Annotated in this window: 13 protein-coding genes; 6 read left to right on the top strand and 7 right to left on the bottom strand. The window is 72.2% G+C overall.

Going from position 1 to position 16,401, the window contains the following annotated elements; genetic code table 11:
- Positions 1-80: 80 nt before the first annotated feature.
- From secA to mtrA, 6 genes are all read right to left on the bottom strand, one after another.
- Entirely contained in the window at positions 81-2,861 is a 2,781-nt protein-coding gene (secA, locus tag FS532_RS18085) for a preprotein translocase subunit SecA (RefSeq protein WP_144757357.1), read from the bottom strand.
- A 154-nt stretch (positions 2,862-3,015) separates the two neighbouring features.
- The gene (hpf, locus tag FS532_RS18080) at positions 3,016-3,714 is read right to left on the bottom strand and encodes a ribosome hibernation-promoting factor, HPF/YfiA family (protein WP_144757355.1); all 699 of its coding nucleotides are present in this window, start codon (positions 3,712-3,714) and stop codon (positions 3,016-3,018) included.
- A 150-nt stretch (positions 3,715-3,864) separates the two neighbouring features.
- The gene (locus tag FS532_RS18075; RefSeq protein ID WP_144757353.1) at positions 3,865-4,536 is read right to left on the bottom strand and encodes a ComF family protein; all 672 of its coding nucleotides are present in this window, start codon (positions 4,534-4,536) and stop codon (positions 3,865-3,867) included.
- A 101-nt stretch (positions 4,537-4,637) separates the two neighbouring features.
- Positions 4,638-6,320, bottom strand: a complete 1,683-nt coding sequence (locus tag FS532_RS18070) for an LpqB family beta-propeller domain-containing protein (RefSeq protein WP_144757351.1) — start codon at positions 6,318-6,320, stop codon at positions 4,638-4,640.
- On the bottom strand, positions 6,320-7,996 hold the full coding sequence (gene mtrB / locus FS532_RS18065; RefSeq protein ID WP_260852812.1) for an MtrAB system histidine kinase MtrB: 1,677 nt from the start codon (positions 7,994-7,996) through the stop codon (positions 6,320-6,322). The genes FS532_RS18070 and mtrB overlap by 1 nt, the downstream gene beginning before the upstream one ends.
- A gap of 5 nt (positions 7,997-8,001) precedes the next feature.
- Positions 8,002-8,676 (bottom strand): MtrAB system response regulator MtrA, encoded by a 675-nt coding sequence (mtrA, locus tag FS532_RS18060; RefSeq protein WP_079236423.1) that lies wholly within the window; start codon positions 8,674-8,676, stop codon positions 8,002-8,004.
- Between the two features lie 161 nt (positions 8,677-8,837).
- Here mtrA and FS532_RS18055 point away from each other — a divergent pair, with 161 nt between their 5' ends.
- From FS532_RS18055 to FS532_RS18035, 5 genes are read left to right on the top strand one after another with little or no spacing between them, the layout of a single operon-like run.
- Positions 8,838-10,238: a glycerophosphoryl diester phosphodiesterase membrane domain-containing protein gene (locus FS532_RS18055; protein ID WP_144757349.1), complete on the top strand. Its 1,401-nt coding sequence runs from the start codon at positions 8,838-8,840 to the stop codon at positions 10,236-10,238.
- Complete coding sequence (locus tag FS532_RS18050; protein ID WP_144757347.1) at positions 10,235-10,873, top strand: DUF4129 domain-containing protein; 639 nt, start codon at positions 10,235-10,237, stop codon at positions 10,871-10,873. Before FS532_RS18055 ends, FS532_RS18050 begins: the two co-directional genes overlap by 4 nt.
- Positions 10,870-12,099 (top strand): DUF4350 domain-containing protein, encoded by a 1,230-nt coding sequence (locus FS532_RS18045; protein WP_144757346.1) that lies wholly within the window; start codon positions 10,870-10,872, stop codon positions 12,097-12,099. The genes FS532_RS18050 and FS532_RS18045 overlap by 4 nt, the downstream gene beginning before the upstream one ends.
- Positions 12,096-13,091, top strand: a complete 996-nt coding sequence (locus FS532_RS18040) for an AAA family ATPase (RefSeq protein ID WP_144757344.1) — start codon at positions 12,096-12,098, stop codon at positions 13,089-13,091. Before FS532_RS18045 ends, FS532_RS18040 begins: the two co-directional genes overlap by 4 nt.
- On the top strand, positions 13,091-14,443 hold the full coding sequence (locus FS532_RS18035) for a DUF58 domain-containing protein (protein WP_144757342.1): 1,353 nt from the start codon (positions 13,091-13,093) through the stop codon (positions 14,441-14,443). Before FS532_RS18040 ends, FS532_RS18035 begins: the two co-directional genes overlap by 1 nt.
- On the opposite strand, the gene FS532_RS18030 is transcribed toward FS532_RS18035, so the two are convergent.
- Positions 14,440-15,435, bottom strand: coding sequence for a stage II sporulation protein M (locus FS532_RS18030; RefSeq protein WP_144757340.1), 996 nt, complete (start codon positions 15,433-15,435; stop codon positions 14,440-14,442). The genes FS532_RS18035 and FS532_RS18030 overlap by 4 nt on opposite strands.
- 66 nt (positions 15,436-15,501) lie before the next feature.
- On the opposite strand from FS532_RS18030, the gene FS532_RS18025 reads away from it, so the two are divergent.
- Positions 15,502-16,371, top strand: coding sequence for an RDD family protein (locus FS532_RS18025; RefSeq protein WP_144757338.1), 870 nt, complete (start codon positions 15,502-15,504; stop codon positions 16,369-16,371).
- The last annotated feature ends 30 nt before the right edge of the window (positions 16,372-16,401 follow it).

Raw genomic sequence — 16,401 nt, 5'->3', positions numbered from 1 at the left:
GCGGACGGACGGGAGGCGCGGTGCCAGATGGCACCGCGCCTCCCGTCACGTCAGTGGTGACGTGCCTGTCAGTGGTGACGTCAGTTCTTCTTGGCGGCCTGTCGACGCTCGGCGCGGTTGCTCGCGGCGGCCTGGCCGGAAGCGGTCGCCGCGTTGCCGAACGCGGAACCCTGCTCGGGCCCGGCCGCGGCTTCCGCCTCGGCCTGGGCCTTCTGCGCACGTGCGGTCGCGGCCTGCTCGAGGCGGCCACGCTCGTCGCGCACCTCGACCTCGCCGTCGATCGACGGCGCCGAGTACTCGAGCCCGGAGACCTCGTCCTCGTCGAGACCCTTGGCCTCGATCACGGCGTTCTCGCCGTCGGACTGGACCTGCACCTCGAGGTTGAAGAGGTAGCCGACGGACTCTTCGCGGATCTGTCCCATCATGCTCTGGAACAGTGCGTAGCCCTCGCGCTGGTACTCGACCAGCGGGTCGCGCTGCGCCATCGCACGGAGGCCGATGCCGTCCTTGAGGTAGTCCATCTCGTACAGGTGGTCGCGCCAGCGGCGGTCGATCACCGAGAGGACGACGCGGCGCTCGAGCTCGCGCATGGCTTCGTCACCGAGGAGCTCCTCGCGCTTCTCGTACGCGAGCTTCGCGTCGGAGAGGATCTCGCGACCGAGGAACTCGCGCGAGGCCTTGCCCTTCGAGCCGGCCTCGGTGATGACCTCGTCGATGGAGATCGAGATCGGGAACAGCGTGCCGAGCTCCGTCCACATGGCGTCGAGGTCCCAGTCGTCCGGGGAGCCCTCACCGGTGTGGGTGTCGATCACGTCGTCGACGACGCTCTTCAGGAACGTCTGCGCGCGGTCGTGGATGTCGTCGCCCTCGAGGATGTGGCGGCGGTCGCTGTAGATCGCCTCGCGCTGGCGGTTCAGGACGTCGTCGTACTTCAGGACGTTCTTGCGGATCTCGGCGTTGCGGCCCTCGACCTGCGCCTGGGCCGAACGGATGGCACGGCCGACGAGCTTGTTCTCGATCGCCAGGTCGTCCGGCACGTTCGAGCGGCCCATCAGGCTCTCGGCAGCACCGGAGTTGAACAGGCGCATGAGGTCGTCGGTCAGCGACAGGTAGAAGCGGCTCTCGCCCGGGTCACCCTGACGGCCGGAACGACCACGCAGCTGGTTGTCGATGCGGCGGGACTCGTGGCGCTCGGTGCCGAGGACGTACAGGCCGCCGGCGTCACGGACCTTGTCGCCCTCTTCCTTGATCTCGGCCTTGACGCGGGCGAACACGTCGTCCCACTCGGCCTCGTACTCCTCCGGGGTCTCCGTCGGGGAGAGGCCCTTCGCGTGCATCTCCTGCACGGCGAGGAACTCCGAGTTGCCGCCGAGCATGATGTCGGTACCGCGGCCGGCCATGTTCGTGGCGACGGTCACGGCGCCGAGACGACCCGCCTGGGCGACGATCGCGGCTTCACGAGCGTGGTTCTTGGCGTTCAGGACCTCGTGCTTGACGCCCTTCTTCGCGAGGAGCTTCGACAGGTACTCCGACTTCTCGACGCTCGTCGTGCCGACCAGGACCGGCTGGCCCTTCTCGTGACGCTCCGCGATGTCCTCGGCGACCTGCTCGAACTTCGACTTCTCGTTCTTGTAGACGAGGTCCGTCTGGTCGATGCGCTGCATCGGCTTGTTCGTCGGGATCGGGACCACGCCGAGCTTGTAGGTCGACATGAACTCGGCCGCCTCGGTCTCGGCGGTACCGGTCATGCCGGAGAGCTTCTGGTACAGGCGGAAGTAGTTCTGCAGCGTGACCGTGGCGAGGGTCTGGTTCTCGGCCTTGACCTCGACACCCTCCTTCGCCTCGATCGCCTGGTGGATGCCCTCGTTGTAGCGGCGCCCCATCAGGATGCGGCCGGTGTGCTCGTCGACGATGAGCACCTCGCCGTTCATCACGACGTAGTCCTTGTCGCGCTTGAAGAGGGCGACGGCCTTGATGGAGTTGTTCAGGAACGAGATCAGCGGGGTGTTCGCCGACTCGTACAGGTTGTCGATGCCGAGGTAGTCCTCGACCTTCTCGATGCCTGGCTCGAGCACGCCGACGGTGCGCTTCTTCTCGTCGACCTCGTAGTCCTCACCCGGGGTGAGGCGGGTGGCGATCGACGCGAACTCGGTGAACCAGCGGTTCGCCTCGCCCGAGGACGGGCCGGAGATGATGAGCGGCGTGCGGGCCTCGTCGATGAGGATCGAGTCGACCTCGTCCACGATGGCGAAGAAGTGGCCGCGCTGCACCATGTCGGAGGACTGCCACGCCATGTTGTCGCGCAGGTAGTCGAAGCCGAACTCGTTGTTCGTGCCGTACGTGATGTCGGCGGCGTACTGCTCACGACGCTCGGCCGGGGACTGGTTCGCGATGATGCAACCGGTCGACATGCCGAGGGCGCGGAAGACGCGGCCCATGATCTCGGACTGGTACGACGCGAGGAAGTCGTTGACGGTGATGACGTGCACGCCGCGCGACGGGATGGCGTTGAGGTACGCGGCCGTCGTCGCGACGAGGGTCTTGCCCTCACCGGTCTTCATCTCGGCGATGTTGCCGAGGTGGAGCGCCGCGCCACCCATGAGCTGCACGTCGAAGTGCCGCATGCCGAGGGTGCGCTTCGCGGCCTCGCGCACGGCAGCGAAGGCCTCGGGCAGCAGGTCGTCGAGGGTCTCACCGTTCGCGTAGCGCTCGCGGAGCTCCTTGGTCTCGTCCTGGAGCTCCTCGTCGGAAAGACTCGCGAAGTCGTCCTCGAGGTCGTTGATCGCCGAGGCGTACGCCTTCAGCCGACGGAGGGTGCGTCCTTCACCGATGCGGAGGACCTTCTCCAGCACGTTTGCCACGTGAGCTCCTTACGAGATCGTCCGCGCGACCTGCGCGATGCGAACAGCCAGTCATCCTAGCAACCCGCTCGGGCGGGCTGCTGGGAGCGGCACGGGTGTGCGCGGCCCGCGAACGGACCGCGCACAGCTCGATCGTGTCGGCGTCGGGCGGCCGTCAGGCGATCGCGACCGCCGGTTCCGCCTCGGACGCCGGGGCACCCGCGGTCTGGTCGTCGATGCCGATCACGCCGTAGTCCCAGCCCTTCCGCCGGTAGACCACGCTCGGTCGACGAGTCTCCGCGTCGACGAACAGGTAGAAGTCGTGTCCGACGAGCTCCATGTAGTACAGCGCGTCGTCGACCGTCATGGGTGCGGCCTCGAAGACCTTCTGGCGGATCACCACCGGGCAGTACGCCTCGGTCTCCTCCTCGTCGCCCGTCTCGTCGACCACGGGCACGGCGCCGGTTGCGACGTCCTCGATGAGCTTGCCCGTCGCCGGGACTACCCCCATCCGTTCGAACCCGGTGCCCGAGGCCTCGGACACGGAGGTCGGACGGTGCCGTCCACGGTGCACCTTGCGACGGTCGCGCGCTCGGCGCAGTCGTTCCATGATGCGCGCGAACGCCAGGTCGAACGCCGCGTACTTGTCCGACGCGGCGGACTCCGCCCGCACGAGGGGGCCGGGGCCGATCAGCGTGAGCTCGACGCGGTCCTCGCCCTGGGAACCGCCCGACTTCTCGTGGTGGCGGCTGATGCGCACCTCGAACGCGAGGGCGCGGTCGGCGAGCACGTCGATCTTCTCGGACTTCTGTTCGACGTAGGTGCGGAATCGGTCGGTGACCCCGATGTTCCGGCCCGTGATCGTCACGTCCATGTGGCGGCTCCCATCCAGACTCAGCGCGTCGCCTCCATCCGGCGATCCTGAACGCCTTGACGCGAGGCTAGACCCGCGAGCGCTCCGCCGTCACCCGATGCCGGTGAGTCGTACCGGACACCCACCGGACACACAGTGGCCACCGAGGGTTCACCCGTCGACGCTCGCGACCGTGACGCACCGGACGACCCGTCCACCCGCGGCGTGGACCGCCCGGACGGCCTCGGCCATCGTCACGCCCGTCGTGACGACGTCGTCCAGGATCACCACGTCGCGGCCCGCGACCCCGACGGCACGGAGCGTGCCCACGGTCGCCGCGACCCGCTCGACGGCGGACCGTTCCTTCTGCCCGGAGCCGGACTCGCGCTCGGCACCGCGATCCGGGGACCGCACTCGCCGCAGGCTCCGCGGAGGCCGGACGCCACCTCCGGCGAGCAGCAGGCCGACGGGGTCGAAGCCGCGGCGGCGGGCACCACGTCGCGACGGCGGCACCCGGAGCAGCACGACGCCCGGCGGGGCCTCGGCGAGCGCCGCACGCACCAACGCACCGAACCGGCTGCCGAGTGGTCGAGCCAGGTCGACCCGTCCGCGGAGCTTCAGCTCGAGCAGGAGCGTGCGGACGAGGCCCTCGTACTCGAAGGCCGCGTCGAGCCGGACCCCGGCGACGAGGCGCACGCGACGGCCCTGGGTGTCGAGCACGGTCCGGCAGGCACGACACAGTGCACGGTCCGGCGTGCCGCAGCCGACGCAGGCGACCGGCAGGAAGAGCCCGAGCACGGCGAGGGCCGCGTCCTGCCACGCGTACTCCCGGTCGTCACCCATGCCACGATCCTGGAGCCGACCGTGTGTCCGCGCGAGCGGACCCGGCGGACTGTGGACGTGCCTCCAGGTCGATGCCCCTGTTGAGGAGGACCTACGCGACCTCAGCGCTGGATGCCGAGCACGTCGGCCGTGACGCCCGTCGTGCCCCAGCCGCCACCGGTGGACTGCAGGACCGACCCGTCCGACATCCGCAGCAGCATCGACCCACCGCTGCCCCCGGCGATCGCCGTCGCCCGGCCGTCCGGCTTCGGCAGCGTGTTCGACTGCCCGCCGATGGTCGTGCGGACCACGTCGGGCCCCGTCGTGGTCTGGCCGACCGATGCGACGTCGGAGTCGCTGACCCAGGCTGCGCCCACTGCGGTGCCGGTGGCGGCCTGCACGCGGACCGGGGAGCCGAGGGTCGTCGGCGTGCGGTCGGACCCGCGCACGATCGCCATGACGTACAGGCTCGGGCCGTCGCTCGTCTCGATGAGCGCGAGCGCCCGTGTGGAGTCGCGCGACACCTGGAACGAGACGAGTTCCCCCTTCGGCAGGGTCGTGCTCACCGCGTGCGGATCGCCGCCCAGGCCGTACGCGGTGACCTTGCGGGTGTCCTTCGACGACGCCACCCAGACGAAGCCGAGGTCGTCGATCGAGGGCGCGACGAGGTCGTCCGTCGCGTCGATGCGCAGGTGGTTCCGACCCCGCACCACCGTCACGCCGTCGTCGTTGCCGATCGCAGCCGCGGTGCCGGACGCCGACAGGGCGAGCGAGGACGGGTCGAGTCCCGCGATCTCGTCGCCCATGCCGTTGCCGAGCTCCGCGACCTTCCCGCTGCCCGTCGCGGCGTAGCCGACGGCGCCGTCGTGGTCGACGAGCGGACGCGAGTCGACGTCGGGGTTCTGCACGGCCTCGGAGCCGCTGGTGTCCGGGACGGAGAACGTCGCGCCCTCGACGGTGATCGAGACGGACGAGACCGTCGCGACCGAGGCGAGCGACTTGCTGAGCTGTTCGCGCATCCGGGCTCGGTCCTGACTGCTGGCCCGCAAGGCGTCGCTGGAGAGGTCGACGAGGGCGGTGCCGCTGTCGATCGTCACGGCGTTCAGCGAGAGCTGCGTGCCCTCCGGGAACGAGGAGACGACGGACCCCTTCAGCCAGTCAGCCGGGCCGGCGAGCAGGGCACTGGCGATGCGGGTGCTCGTCGAGGAGCGGGCGAGGAACCAGCGCTCGTCGGGCACCAGGAACTTGTACGTCGGGTCGAAGAAGTACAGCGCGTGCTGCTGGAACACCGAGTCGAAGCTCACCGGGGACAGGATGATGCCGTCCGGCGCGTAGGCGATGCGCCACTCGCCGTCCTCGCGCGTGAACTGGAACGTCAGCGTCGACGAGGTCGGTCGGACGGCCTGGGTGTACTCGCCGTTCGCGTCGACCGTAGCGCTGGCGGTCAGGGTGTAGGTCAGTTCGCGCTCGCCGACGCGCTCGACCGCGGGGTTCCCCTGCCGGACCGTGACGCCGCGGCGCGGGTTCCACTTCTCCGCGAAGCCCGACGACAGGAACTGCCGGGCGATGGCGTAGTCGTCCTGCGCGCCGGTGCCTGCTGCGATGAACCCGCGGAGGATCGCGGTCTGGTCGGCACCCGCCACGGGCTTGTCCGGGCGGTAGTCGACGCCGGAGATCGACTCGTCCTTGATCGTCTGGCCGGCGCGGACCGGGCCGTCGGTGGGGATCGCGGCGCAGGCGGACACGGTGACGATCGTCACCGCGGCGAGCGCCGCGGCGACGAGGCGTCGGAGGCGGGTGCACATCAGTCGTCCTCTCGCACGGCTCGGGGGCCCTCGTACGACTCGTCGAGGTCCGGGAGCGGGATCGCCGACGTGGTGACGCCGACGCGCTCGTTGCGGGGCAGGGTCAGGACGAACGTCGATCCCTCGCCGGGCTTCGACCACACGTCGATGCGGCCGCCGTGCAGGTTCGCGTCGCCGAGCGAGATCGCGAGCCCCAGCCCGGTGCCGCCGATGGTGCGCTTCCGACTCGGGTCGGCGCGCCAGAACCGGTCGAAGACGCGGACGGCGTCCTCCGGCGGCATGCCGATGCCCTGGTCGCGCACGGCGATCGCCACGGTGCGGGCGTCGCTGTCGACGACGACCTGCACGGGCTTCGCGTCGCCGTGCTCGATCGCGTTGCCGACGAGGTTCCGGAGGATGCGGCGGACGCGCTTGGCGTCGAGCTGCATCGTCGTGTGGCCGCCGGGGGTCGCCAGCTGGAGGTCGATGCCGGCGCGTTCGGCGAGGGGACGGAACTCGTCGACGATGTCCGCGGCGAGCGAGGCGGGGATCACCGGCTCCGGGTCGAGCTGGACCGCCTGCGCATCGAAGCGGGAGATCTCCAGCAGGTCGGCGAGCAGCAGCTCGAACCGTTCGATCTGCGTGTGCATGAGCTCGGCGGACCGGCCGACCGACGGTTCGAACGCGTGCCGGGAGTCGTAGAGCATGTCCCCGGCGAGCCGGATCGTGGTGAGCGGGGTGCGGAGTTCGTGCGACACGTCCGACACGAACCGCTGCTGCACCCGGGAGAGCTCGGCGAGCTGGGTGATCTGGCGGCTGACGGCGTCGGCCATCCCGTTGAAGCTCCGCGCGAGCGTGGCGATGTCGTCGTTGCCGCGGACCGGGATGCGTTCGTCGAGTCGGCCGGCCGCGATCTTCCGGCTCGTCTCTGCGGCACCGCGGATCGGGACCACGACCAACCGGACGACGAGCGACGTGACGAGGGCGATGAGGACCATGAGCGCCACACCGCCGATGGACAGCGTCTGCGACACGAAGTCGAGGGTCTGCTGCGCGTCCGAGAGGTCGTACACCAGGTAGAGCTCGTACTGGCCGGCGCTCGGGATCTGCAGGGTCGACCCGACGGCGAGCCCGGGCTGCCGACGGCCGTCGTCCTCGAGCCGGACGGGCTGCAGGCTGAGCTTGCCGGTGTTCTTGCCCACCTCCTTGCGGAGGACGTCGGTGATCACGGCGTCCGGGAAGCCCTGGCTCGCGACGTTCTGCACCGTCTGCGGGCCGGGCTGGTCCGGGCTGCGCTCGATGGCGATGCTCGTGCCACCGGGGCTCGTCGTGTTCGACAGGATCGCCTGCTGCGCCTCGCTCTGCAGGGTCTCGAGCTCGGACTGGTTGTTGTCCTCGCCCGCGGTGGCCGCGTCGAAGATGCCCTGCGCGACGATCGTCGCGCGTGCGGACTCGGCCTCGATCTGGTCACGGCGCTGCGCGTACACGTTGTTCGAGATGCTGATCATCACGGCGGTGCCGATGATCGCGATCGCGAGACCGGTCGTCATCACCGTGATGGCGACCGACCGGAACATCAGGGAGCGTCGCCACAGGTAGGCGACGCCACGCCAGCCGCGCCGCACCCAGCGCCGGAGCCGTCGCCCGATGCGCCCGGGCGTGCTCCGTGCGCCGGCGGGCGACGGTCCGGCAGGCACGGTGCTCAGGCCCCTCCGGCCCGGTACCCGACGCCGCGCACCGTGGTGACGATCTTCGGGTTGTCGGGGTCGTGCTCGATCTTCGCGCGGAGGCGCTGGACGTGCACGTTCACCAGGCGGGTGTCTGCCTTGTAGTGGTACCCCCAGACCTGCTCGAGCAGCATCTCGCGGGTGAACACCTGGTTCGGCTTCTCGGAGAGTGCACGGAGCAGGTCGAACTCGAGGGGCGTCAGCGCGATCACGGACTCGCCCCGGCGGACCTCGTGCCCGGCGACGTCGACGGTGAGGTCACCCACGTGCAGCACGGTCGCGTCCGTCGCGGAGGGACGGAGCCTGGTACGGATGCGGGCGACGAGCTCCTTCGGGTTGAAGGGCTTGACCACGTAGTCGTCCGCGCCGTTCTCGAGCCCCGCGACGACGTCGGCGGTGTCGCCCTTCGCGGTCAGCATGATGATCGGCGTCCCGCTCTCGGCGCGGATGCGCTTGCACACCTCGATGCCGTCGATGCCCGGGAGCATGACGTCGAGGAGCACCAGGTCGGGCTTCGTGCCGTGGAAGGCGTCGATGGCGTCGTTGCCGTCGGCGCTGAACTCCGGCTCGTAGCCCTCCGAGCGGAGGACGATGCCGATCATCTCGGCGAGGGCCTGGTCGTCGTCGACGACGAGGATGCGCGGTGTCATGTGATGTGGACTCCGTGTGACGTGCGGCGGTGCTGCGTGCGGCGGTGCCGGGTCGGCACTCGCGTCCTCACGATAGCCGAGGCCCCGTCGGGTGGCGTTTTCCGACAGGATGGTGTCGTCCGCGCGTCCGCTGCGCGGCCGAGGACCACGAGGGGGCGGCGATGTCCGATTGGCAGACACCGGGGACGTCCGGCGCGCAGCCGGGTCCGGGGACGCCCGGCACGCGGCCGGGTACGGACCGGCCTGGAGGCGCGGCGCACCAGCCCGGACCGCAGCCGTCCGCCCCGTGGCCGGTCCCCGGACCCCCGCCGCCTCCGCCCGCCGGCTCACGGCCCGTCATCCCCCTCAGGCCGCTCGGCCTCGGCGACGTCCTGGCCGGCGCCTTCACCGTGTTCCGCCGGAACGCGCGGGTCCTACTCCTCTGGAGCGTGCTGCTGAGCGGCGTGCTCGGCCTGCTCGCGACACTCGTGAGCACCTTCGGACAGCGGGCGCTGCAGTCGCGGATGCTGTCGGCCGTCGACGGCGGGAGCGGCTCGGACTCGATCATCGCCGGGTCCGTGACGCTGTTGGTCGTGCTCTCCGTCGGGCTGCCGTTCCTGGCGTACCTCGGCCGGGCGTTCCTCGTCGCCCCCGTCGCCGCGGACACCGGACAGCGGATCCTCGGTCGGCGCGCCACCTTCCGCGGGCTCTGGGCGCTGCTCGCCGGTCGGCGCCGGTCGGTCGTCGCGTGGATCCTCCTGCAGCTCGCGGCCGGTGTCGTCATCGGCATCGTGTTCGTGCTCGTCTTCGTCGGCTTCGTCGCCGCACTGACGGCGGGCGACTCGAACGTGTGGGGCTTCGTCCTCGGGTTCCTCGGGATGTTCGCCGGCTTCGGGGTCGTCCTCGCCTGGCTCGGCACGAAGTTCGCGTTCACCGTCCCGACGATCGCGCTCGAGGGCCGGTCGGTGTTCTCCGCGGCGGCCCAGTCGTGGCGGCTCACCCGCGGCGCGTTCTGGCGGACCTTCGGCATCGTGCTGCTGGTGCAGGCGATGTTCGGCTTCGCGGTGTCGATCGCGTCGTTCCCGCTCTCCATCGGGTCCGTCCTGCTCAGCGGGACCTTCGACCCCCTCGGGCAGACCGACGCGTCGTCCGGCGTCGGCGTGGGCGGGATCGTCGCCGTGGTGGTCGGCAGCCTGCTCGCGATCGCGGTGCAGTGCATCGCGGACGTCCTGAACGCGTCGGTGCTGACGCTGCTGACCGTCGACCGGCGCATCCGGACCGAAGCGCTCGACCAGCGGATCGCGTCGCACCTGGAGACCGGCACGCCGCCGGACCCGTACGCGCCGGCGCCGCAGGTGTCCCGGCCGCCGTGGCCGGCGCAGCCCGGTCAGCCGTGGCCCGGACAGCCGTGGCAGGGCGGGCAGCAGCCCTGGCCCGGGCAGCAGCCGTGGTCGGGACAGCCGGGGCAGCAGCCCTGGGCCGGTCCGCCGGTCCCGCCGCAGCAGCCGTGGTCGGGGCAGCCGACACCGCCGCCGGAGTGGGGCGGCGCACCGGGACGCTACCCGCCGGACGGTCGCGCATGACGGTCGACCCCGACGAGGCCCGCCGACTGTTGGAACGCGAACTCGACCGGTCCGAGTACGACGGCGCCCACGTGACGTGGTGGGACCGGGCGTCCCGGTCGTTCCTCGAGTGGCTCGGCTCGCTGCGCGCGGACGGCCTCGGCTCGCCCGTCGTCGCGCACACCCTGCTCTGGGTGGCCGTCGTCGTGCTCGTCGCCGTGGTCGTGCTGGTGGTCGTCGCGCGTGGGCTCCCCCGGCGTCGCGCTCGACTCGCCGGGCAGGACGTCGGCGGGGTCTTCGACGGCGACGACCTCCGATCGGCGGCCGAGATCGCCGACGCCGCCCGCGCGGCGCTCCGGACCGGCGACTTCGAGGGTGCGGTGCTCGACGGCTACCGTGCACTCGCGCGCGGCCTCGGCGAGCGCGACCTCGTGCCGGACGTCCCCGGGGCGACCGCCCGTGCCATCGCCGGGCGGGCCGCCGTCGTGTTCCCCGGTGAGACGACGCGGCTCGACCACGCGGCACGGGTGTTCGACGAGGTCCGGTACCTCGGCGCCGTCGCATCCGAGGCCGACGCCCGTGACGTCCTCGACACCGAGCACGCGGTCCGGACGGCTCGGCCCGCCACCTCCACGGCTCCGGCGGTCCCGGCATGACGACGACTGCACCACCGCTCGCGGGTCGGGCACCCCGAGAGGGCCGCGGGCTGCGGATCGGCTTCTGGATCGCGATCGTCCTCGTCGGTCTGCTCCTCGCCGCGCTCACCGCCGTGGTGCAGCGAAGCGGTGGCCCCGAGCGGGACCCGCTCGACCCGACGTCGGCGACGGCGAGCGGGTCGAAGGCGCTCGTCCGCGTGCTCGAACAGCGCGGCACCGACGTCCGGGTCGTCGACACCGCCGACCGCATCGACGCCGACGGCGGCACGGTCTTCGTCGACGACTCGCAGGGCGCCCTCGACCCGGCCGTCGCACGGCGACTCGGTCGCGAGGCAGCGCACGTCGTCCTCGTCTCGACGACTCCGGCGGTCCTCGACGCGTTCGGCCTCGACGTCGAGCCCGTCGCGCAGGTCGACGGCGACGACACCGCCGCGACCGGCACGTGCGCGATCCCCGCGGCAGCGGACGCCCGTCGGGTGACGACCACCGGGTTCGCCTTCCAGGTGCCGGACGGCGGACGCGCCCCGTCGGGCACCGACCTGTGCGCACCGACCGGCTCCGGCGACGACCGCGGGTACGGACTCGTCCGCACCGACACCCCCGCGGGCGACGTCACCCTCGTCGGCACCACCTCGGTGTTCCGCAACGACACCATCACCACGGCGGGCAACGCCGCGCTCGCCCTCGGACTGCTCGGCGACGGCGACGCGCTCACCTGGTACACGACGACGCCGGGCGCACCGGACGCGGCACCGACCCTCGGCACGCTCGCACCGTCGTGGGTGCCGAGTGCCCTCGCCCTGCTCGGCCTCGTGGCCGTCGCGGCGGGGATCTGGCGCGGCCGTCGGCTCGGACCGCTCGTGGTCGAGCGGATGCCGGTGGTCGTCCGGGCCGCCGAGACCACCGAGGGCCGGGCACGCCTGTCCGCGCGCACCCGGGACCGCACGCACGCCCTGGACACCCTCCGCATCGCCGCCGTCCGACGGACCGCCCGTCGACTCGGACTCCCCCGCTCGGCACACGTCGACGAGGTCGTCCGGGCCGCCGCCCACGCGACCGGACGATCCGACACCGACGTCGGTGCCGTGCTCGTCGGCGGGCCGACCCCGGACGACCGCGCGCTCGTCGCCGGTGCCGCGGCGCTCGACGACCTCGAGCGCGCAGTCCACGCCGCGACCACCGGCGACCAGCAGACCGACCACGACCGACGAGGAGCACGACCGTGACCGATCCGTCCCCCACCCAGACCCCGCAGGCGCACCCGGCGGCCGATCCGCTCCGCGACGCGTTCGGTCGACTCCGCGCCGAGGTCGGCAAGGCCGTCGTGGGACAGGAGGGCGCCGTCTCGGGGATGATCGTCGGCATCCTGGCGCAGGGCCACGTGCTGCTCGAGGGCGTCCCCGGCGTCGCGAAGACCCTGCTCGTGCGGAGCCTCGCGGCGGCGATGTCGCTCGACACCAAGCGGATCCAGTTCACGCCGGACCTCATGCCCGGCGACGTCACCGGTTCGCTCGTCTACGACGCGTCCACGGGCACGTTCCCGTTCCGGGAGGGCCCGGTGTTCACGAACGTGCTCCTCGCCGACGAGGTGAACCGCACACCCCCGAAGACCCAGTCCGCCCTGCTCGAGGCCATGGAGGAGCGACAGGTCAGCGTCGACGGGGACGCACGGGCGCTGCCCGACCCGTTCTTCGTCGCCGCGACCATGAACCCGATCGAGTTCGAGGGCACCTACACGCTCCCCGAGGCGCAGCTCGACCGGTTCCTCATGAAGCTCACCCTCGACGTGCCCCCGCGGGACGTCGAGTGGCAGGTGCTCCGTCGGCACGCGGACGGCTTCGTGCCCCGCGACGTCCGGTCGGCGGGCATCGTGCCGGTGGTCGGCGTCGACGAGGTCCTCGCCGCGCAGCGTGCGGTGCGGGCCGTGGGAGCACGCGACGACGTCCTGGCCTACGTCGTCGACCTCGCCCGTGCGACCCGGCAGGCGCCGTCGGTCCGGGTCGGCGTGAGCCCCCGCGGCGCGACCGCACTGCTCGCCGCGGCCAAGGCCTGGGCTTGGCTCACCGGGTACGACGCGATCACCCCGGACCACGTGCAGGCCATGCTGCTGCCGGTCTGGCGGCACCGACTCCGGGTCGCCGCGGACGCTGAGCTCGAGGGCGTCGGTGCCGACGGCGTCCTGCAGCAGGTGCTCGAGCAGGTCCGGGTGCCGATCTAGTGGCGATCTCCGGCCGGTTCGTCGCGCTCCTCGCCGTCGCGATCGTCCCGACCGTGCTGCTCGGCACGGGATGGGCGGGCCTGGCGTGGGCGGGCGTGGTCGTCGTCGCGGCCGCGGTCGACGTCCTGCTCGCCGCGGACCTCGCACGCGTGCGGGTCGAACGACGGATGCCCCGGCTGGCCCGGCGCGACACCACGGCGGAGGGCACGCTCGTGCTCGCCAACGACGGCTCCCGACGGCTGCGGGGTGTCGTCCGGGACATGTGGGAGCCGTCGGCCGGCCACGCACCACGGCGCCTCCGGATGGACGTGCCGTCCGGGGAGCGACGGACCGCGCGCATGCGGTTCGCCCCGTTCCGACGCGGCCGCCGGACCTCCGCCGGTGTCGCCGTCCGCGCGTTCGGGCCGTTCGGACTGGCCGCGCGCCAACGGGTGCTGCACGCTCCGGCCGAACTCGTCGTGACGCCGCCGTTCCGCTCACGACGGCACCTGCCCTCGCGACTCGCACGGCTCCGGGAGCTCGACGGCGAGACCACCCTGCAGCTCCGCGGCCACGGCACCGAGTTCGACTCGCTGCGGGACTACGTGCGGGGCGACGACGTCCGGTCGATCGACTGGCGTGCCACGGCTCGTCGGCAGGACCTCGTCGTGCGGACCTGGCGTCCGGAGCGCGACCGACGGGTGATCGTGGTCGTCGACGCAGGACGTGCCGGAGCCGGTCGGGTCGACGACGAACCCCGCCTGGACACCTTCATCGAGTCGGCCCTGCTGCTCGGCGCCCTGGCCGCGGCCGCCGGTGACCGGGTCGACCTCGCCGTGCTCGACGACGCCGTCCGCGGCCGCGTGCACGGTGCCACCAGGACCGACGTCGTCCAGCGGTTCGGCGAGACGCTCGCGCTCGCGGAGCCCGGTCTCGCCGCCACCGACTGGTCCGCCGTCCCCGGGCTCGTCGACTCGGTCACGACCTCGCGGGCCTTCGTCGTGCTCGTCTCCAGCCTCGACTCCGTCGGTGCCTCAGCCGACCTGCTCGCCGTGCTGCCGCGGCTCGCACGGCGGCACGCCGTCGTCGTCACGAGCGTGACGGACCCGACCGTGGAGCGGATGGCGCGCGGGGCCCTGGAGCCGACCGACGGCGGACCGGGCCGGCGGGGCGGACGTGCGCCGTTCCTCCCGGACCGTGCCGAACGCGACGTCTACCGGCGGGCCGCTGCGGAACGGACCCTGCTCGACGCCGACGGCGTCGCCGACGTCGCCCGCCGTGCGGGTGTCGAGGTGGTGCGGGCCACGCCCGAGCAGGTGCCGCCGCTGGTCGCGGACGCGTACATCCGGGCGAAGGCGAGCGGGCGGCTCTAGCCGGCGACGAGTGCGGACGTGCCGCGCTCGAACTCCTCGAGGTCGCCGCGCTCCCCCGCGCGGTGCGCCCGACCGCCGAGCACCCACTGGTACCAGAGGACCGCGGCGAGGGCGATCGTGCCGATGCCGATCTTGACGGGCCACGGCCAGTCCTGCCGGGTCACCGTGCCCTCGACGATCCCGGAGAGCAGCAGCGTCAGGGCGAGCCCCACGGCGATCGTGATGAGGGCGCGACCGTCCTCCGCCAGGGCCTGTGCACGGGTGCGCGCACCGGGGGCCACCCACGACCAGAAGATCATCAGGCCCGCAGCCGCGGCGAGGAACACCGAGTACAGCTCGAGCTGCCCGTGCGGGGCGATGTAGAGGAAGAAGTCCCCGAGGCGCCCCTGCGAGTGCATGATCGCCGCCGAGACGCCGAGGCCGATCGCGTTCTGCCCGATGGAGAACGGCACGAAGAGGCCGGTGATGCCGAACGCGACCATGGTCGCCGCGATGTAGGCGTTGTTCGTCCAGACCTGCGCCGTGAACGCACCGAGGCCGTGGTCGGAGTAGTAGTCCTGGAAGTCCTGTGTCGCGTACTGGCGGAGCGCCTCCGGCGTGCCGAACGTCGCCGTCGCGCCCGGGGTGGTGCCGATCCAGACGGCCACGACGGCGGCGATCGCGGCGGTGGCGATCGCGACCCAGATCGTCACCCAGCGGATGCGGTACAGCGCCGCGGGGAGCTGCACGACGAAGAACGAGGTGACCGCGGTGAGCGGGTCGACCGGGGTGCCCGTGAACCGGAGGCGAGCACGGAACAGGGTCAGCGACAGTCGGTCGCCGACGGCCGTGCGCGGTGCCGCTCCGCGGATGCGGGCGAGGTCGGTCGCCCCCTGCTGGTAGGCCGACACGAGCCGGTCGACGTCGGCGCCGGACGCGTGTCGTGCACGGGCGAGGCGGTCGAGTTCCTGCCAGCGCTCACGGTGTACCTCGGTGTAGGCGTCCAGGTCCACAGCGTCTCCCCCGCTCCGTCGGTGCGCGGTCGGGCGTGCCGCGACCGTCTCCGACAGAATGATCCCATGCCGAAGACCCGTGCGCCGCGTGACCTCGCCGACGGCCGGTTCGTCCGTGCCCTCGACGACACCGCCGAGGAGCTCGTGGTCGGCGAGGCCGTCGCCCTCGACGTGCAGCCGGCAGGCATCGTCCTCCGGCTCGCGGCGGCACTGCTCGACGCCGTGTGCGTCCTCGCGCTGTACGTCATGCTCATGATCGGGCTGTCACGGGTCTGGCCCAGCGGGATCGACGACGCCTGGGCCGCCGCACTCGACATCGGGGTCCTGGTCGGGGTCCTCGTCCTGGTCCCCGCCGCGGTCGAGACGGTGACGCGGGGCAAGAGCGTGGGCCGCTACGCCACCGGGACCCGGGTCGTCCGGCTCGACGGTGGGGCGATCGGCCTCCGACACGCTTTCGCCCGGGCCCTCGTCGGGCTGTTCGAGCTGTGGATGACGGTCGGGTCCGTGGCGTTGCTCGTCGCGCTGTTCGGCTCGCGGCCACGGCGGCTCGGGGACCTGCTCGCCGGGACCTTCGTGCAGCACGAGCGGGCGACGAAGCACCGCGACCCGCAGGTCCTCATGCCGGCCGAGCTCGTGTCGTGGGCGTCCGTAGCTGATGTCTCGGCGCTGCCGCAGCGGCTCGAGAACCGCCTCGGAGCGTTCTTCCGCGGAGCGGCCGACCTCCGGCCCGAAGTCCGGGAGTCGACCGCACGGATGCTGGCCGAGGCCGTGGCGGAGTACGCGCACCCGGTGCCTGCTGTGCACCCGGAGGCCTTCCTCGCGGGGGTCGTCGTGCTGCGGCGGGAGCGGGACCTGCGGGCGCTGCGGTCGCGCGCGGCGATGCTCGACGACGCCGCGGTGCGGGCGTCTGCGCCGCCGCCCGGCTTCCCGCGCTGAGGCGGCGCGCGGCCGCACCGGCGCCGGCGC

This window comes from Curtobacterium pusillum, assembly GCF_007673235.1.
In the GTDB taxonomy this organism is placed as follows: Bacteria; Actinomycetota; Actinomycetes; order Actinomycetales; family Microbacteriaceae; genus Curtobacterium; species Curtobacterium pusillum_C.
The sequence above is the reverse complement of the archived record's forward strand: the minus strand, read 5'-3'. Positions and strand labels throughout refer to the sequence as shown.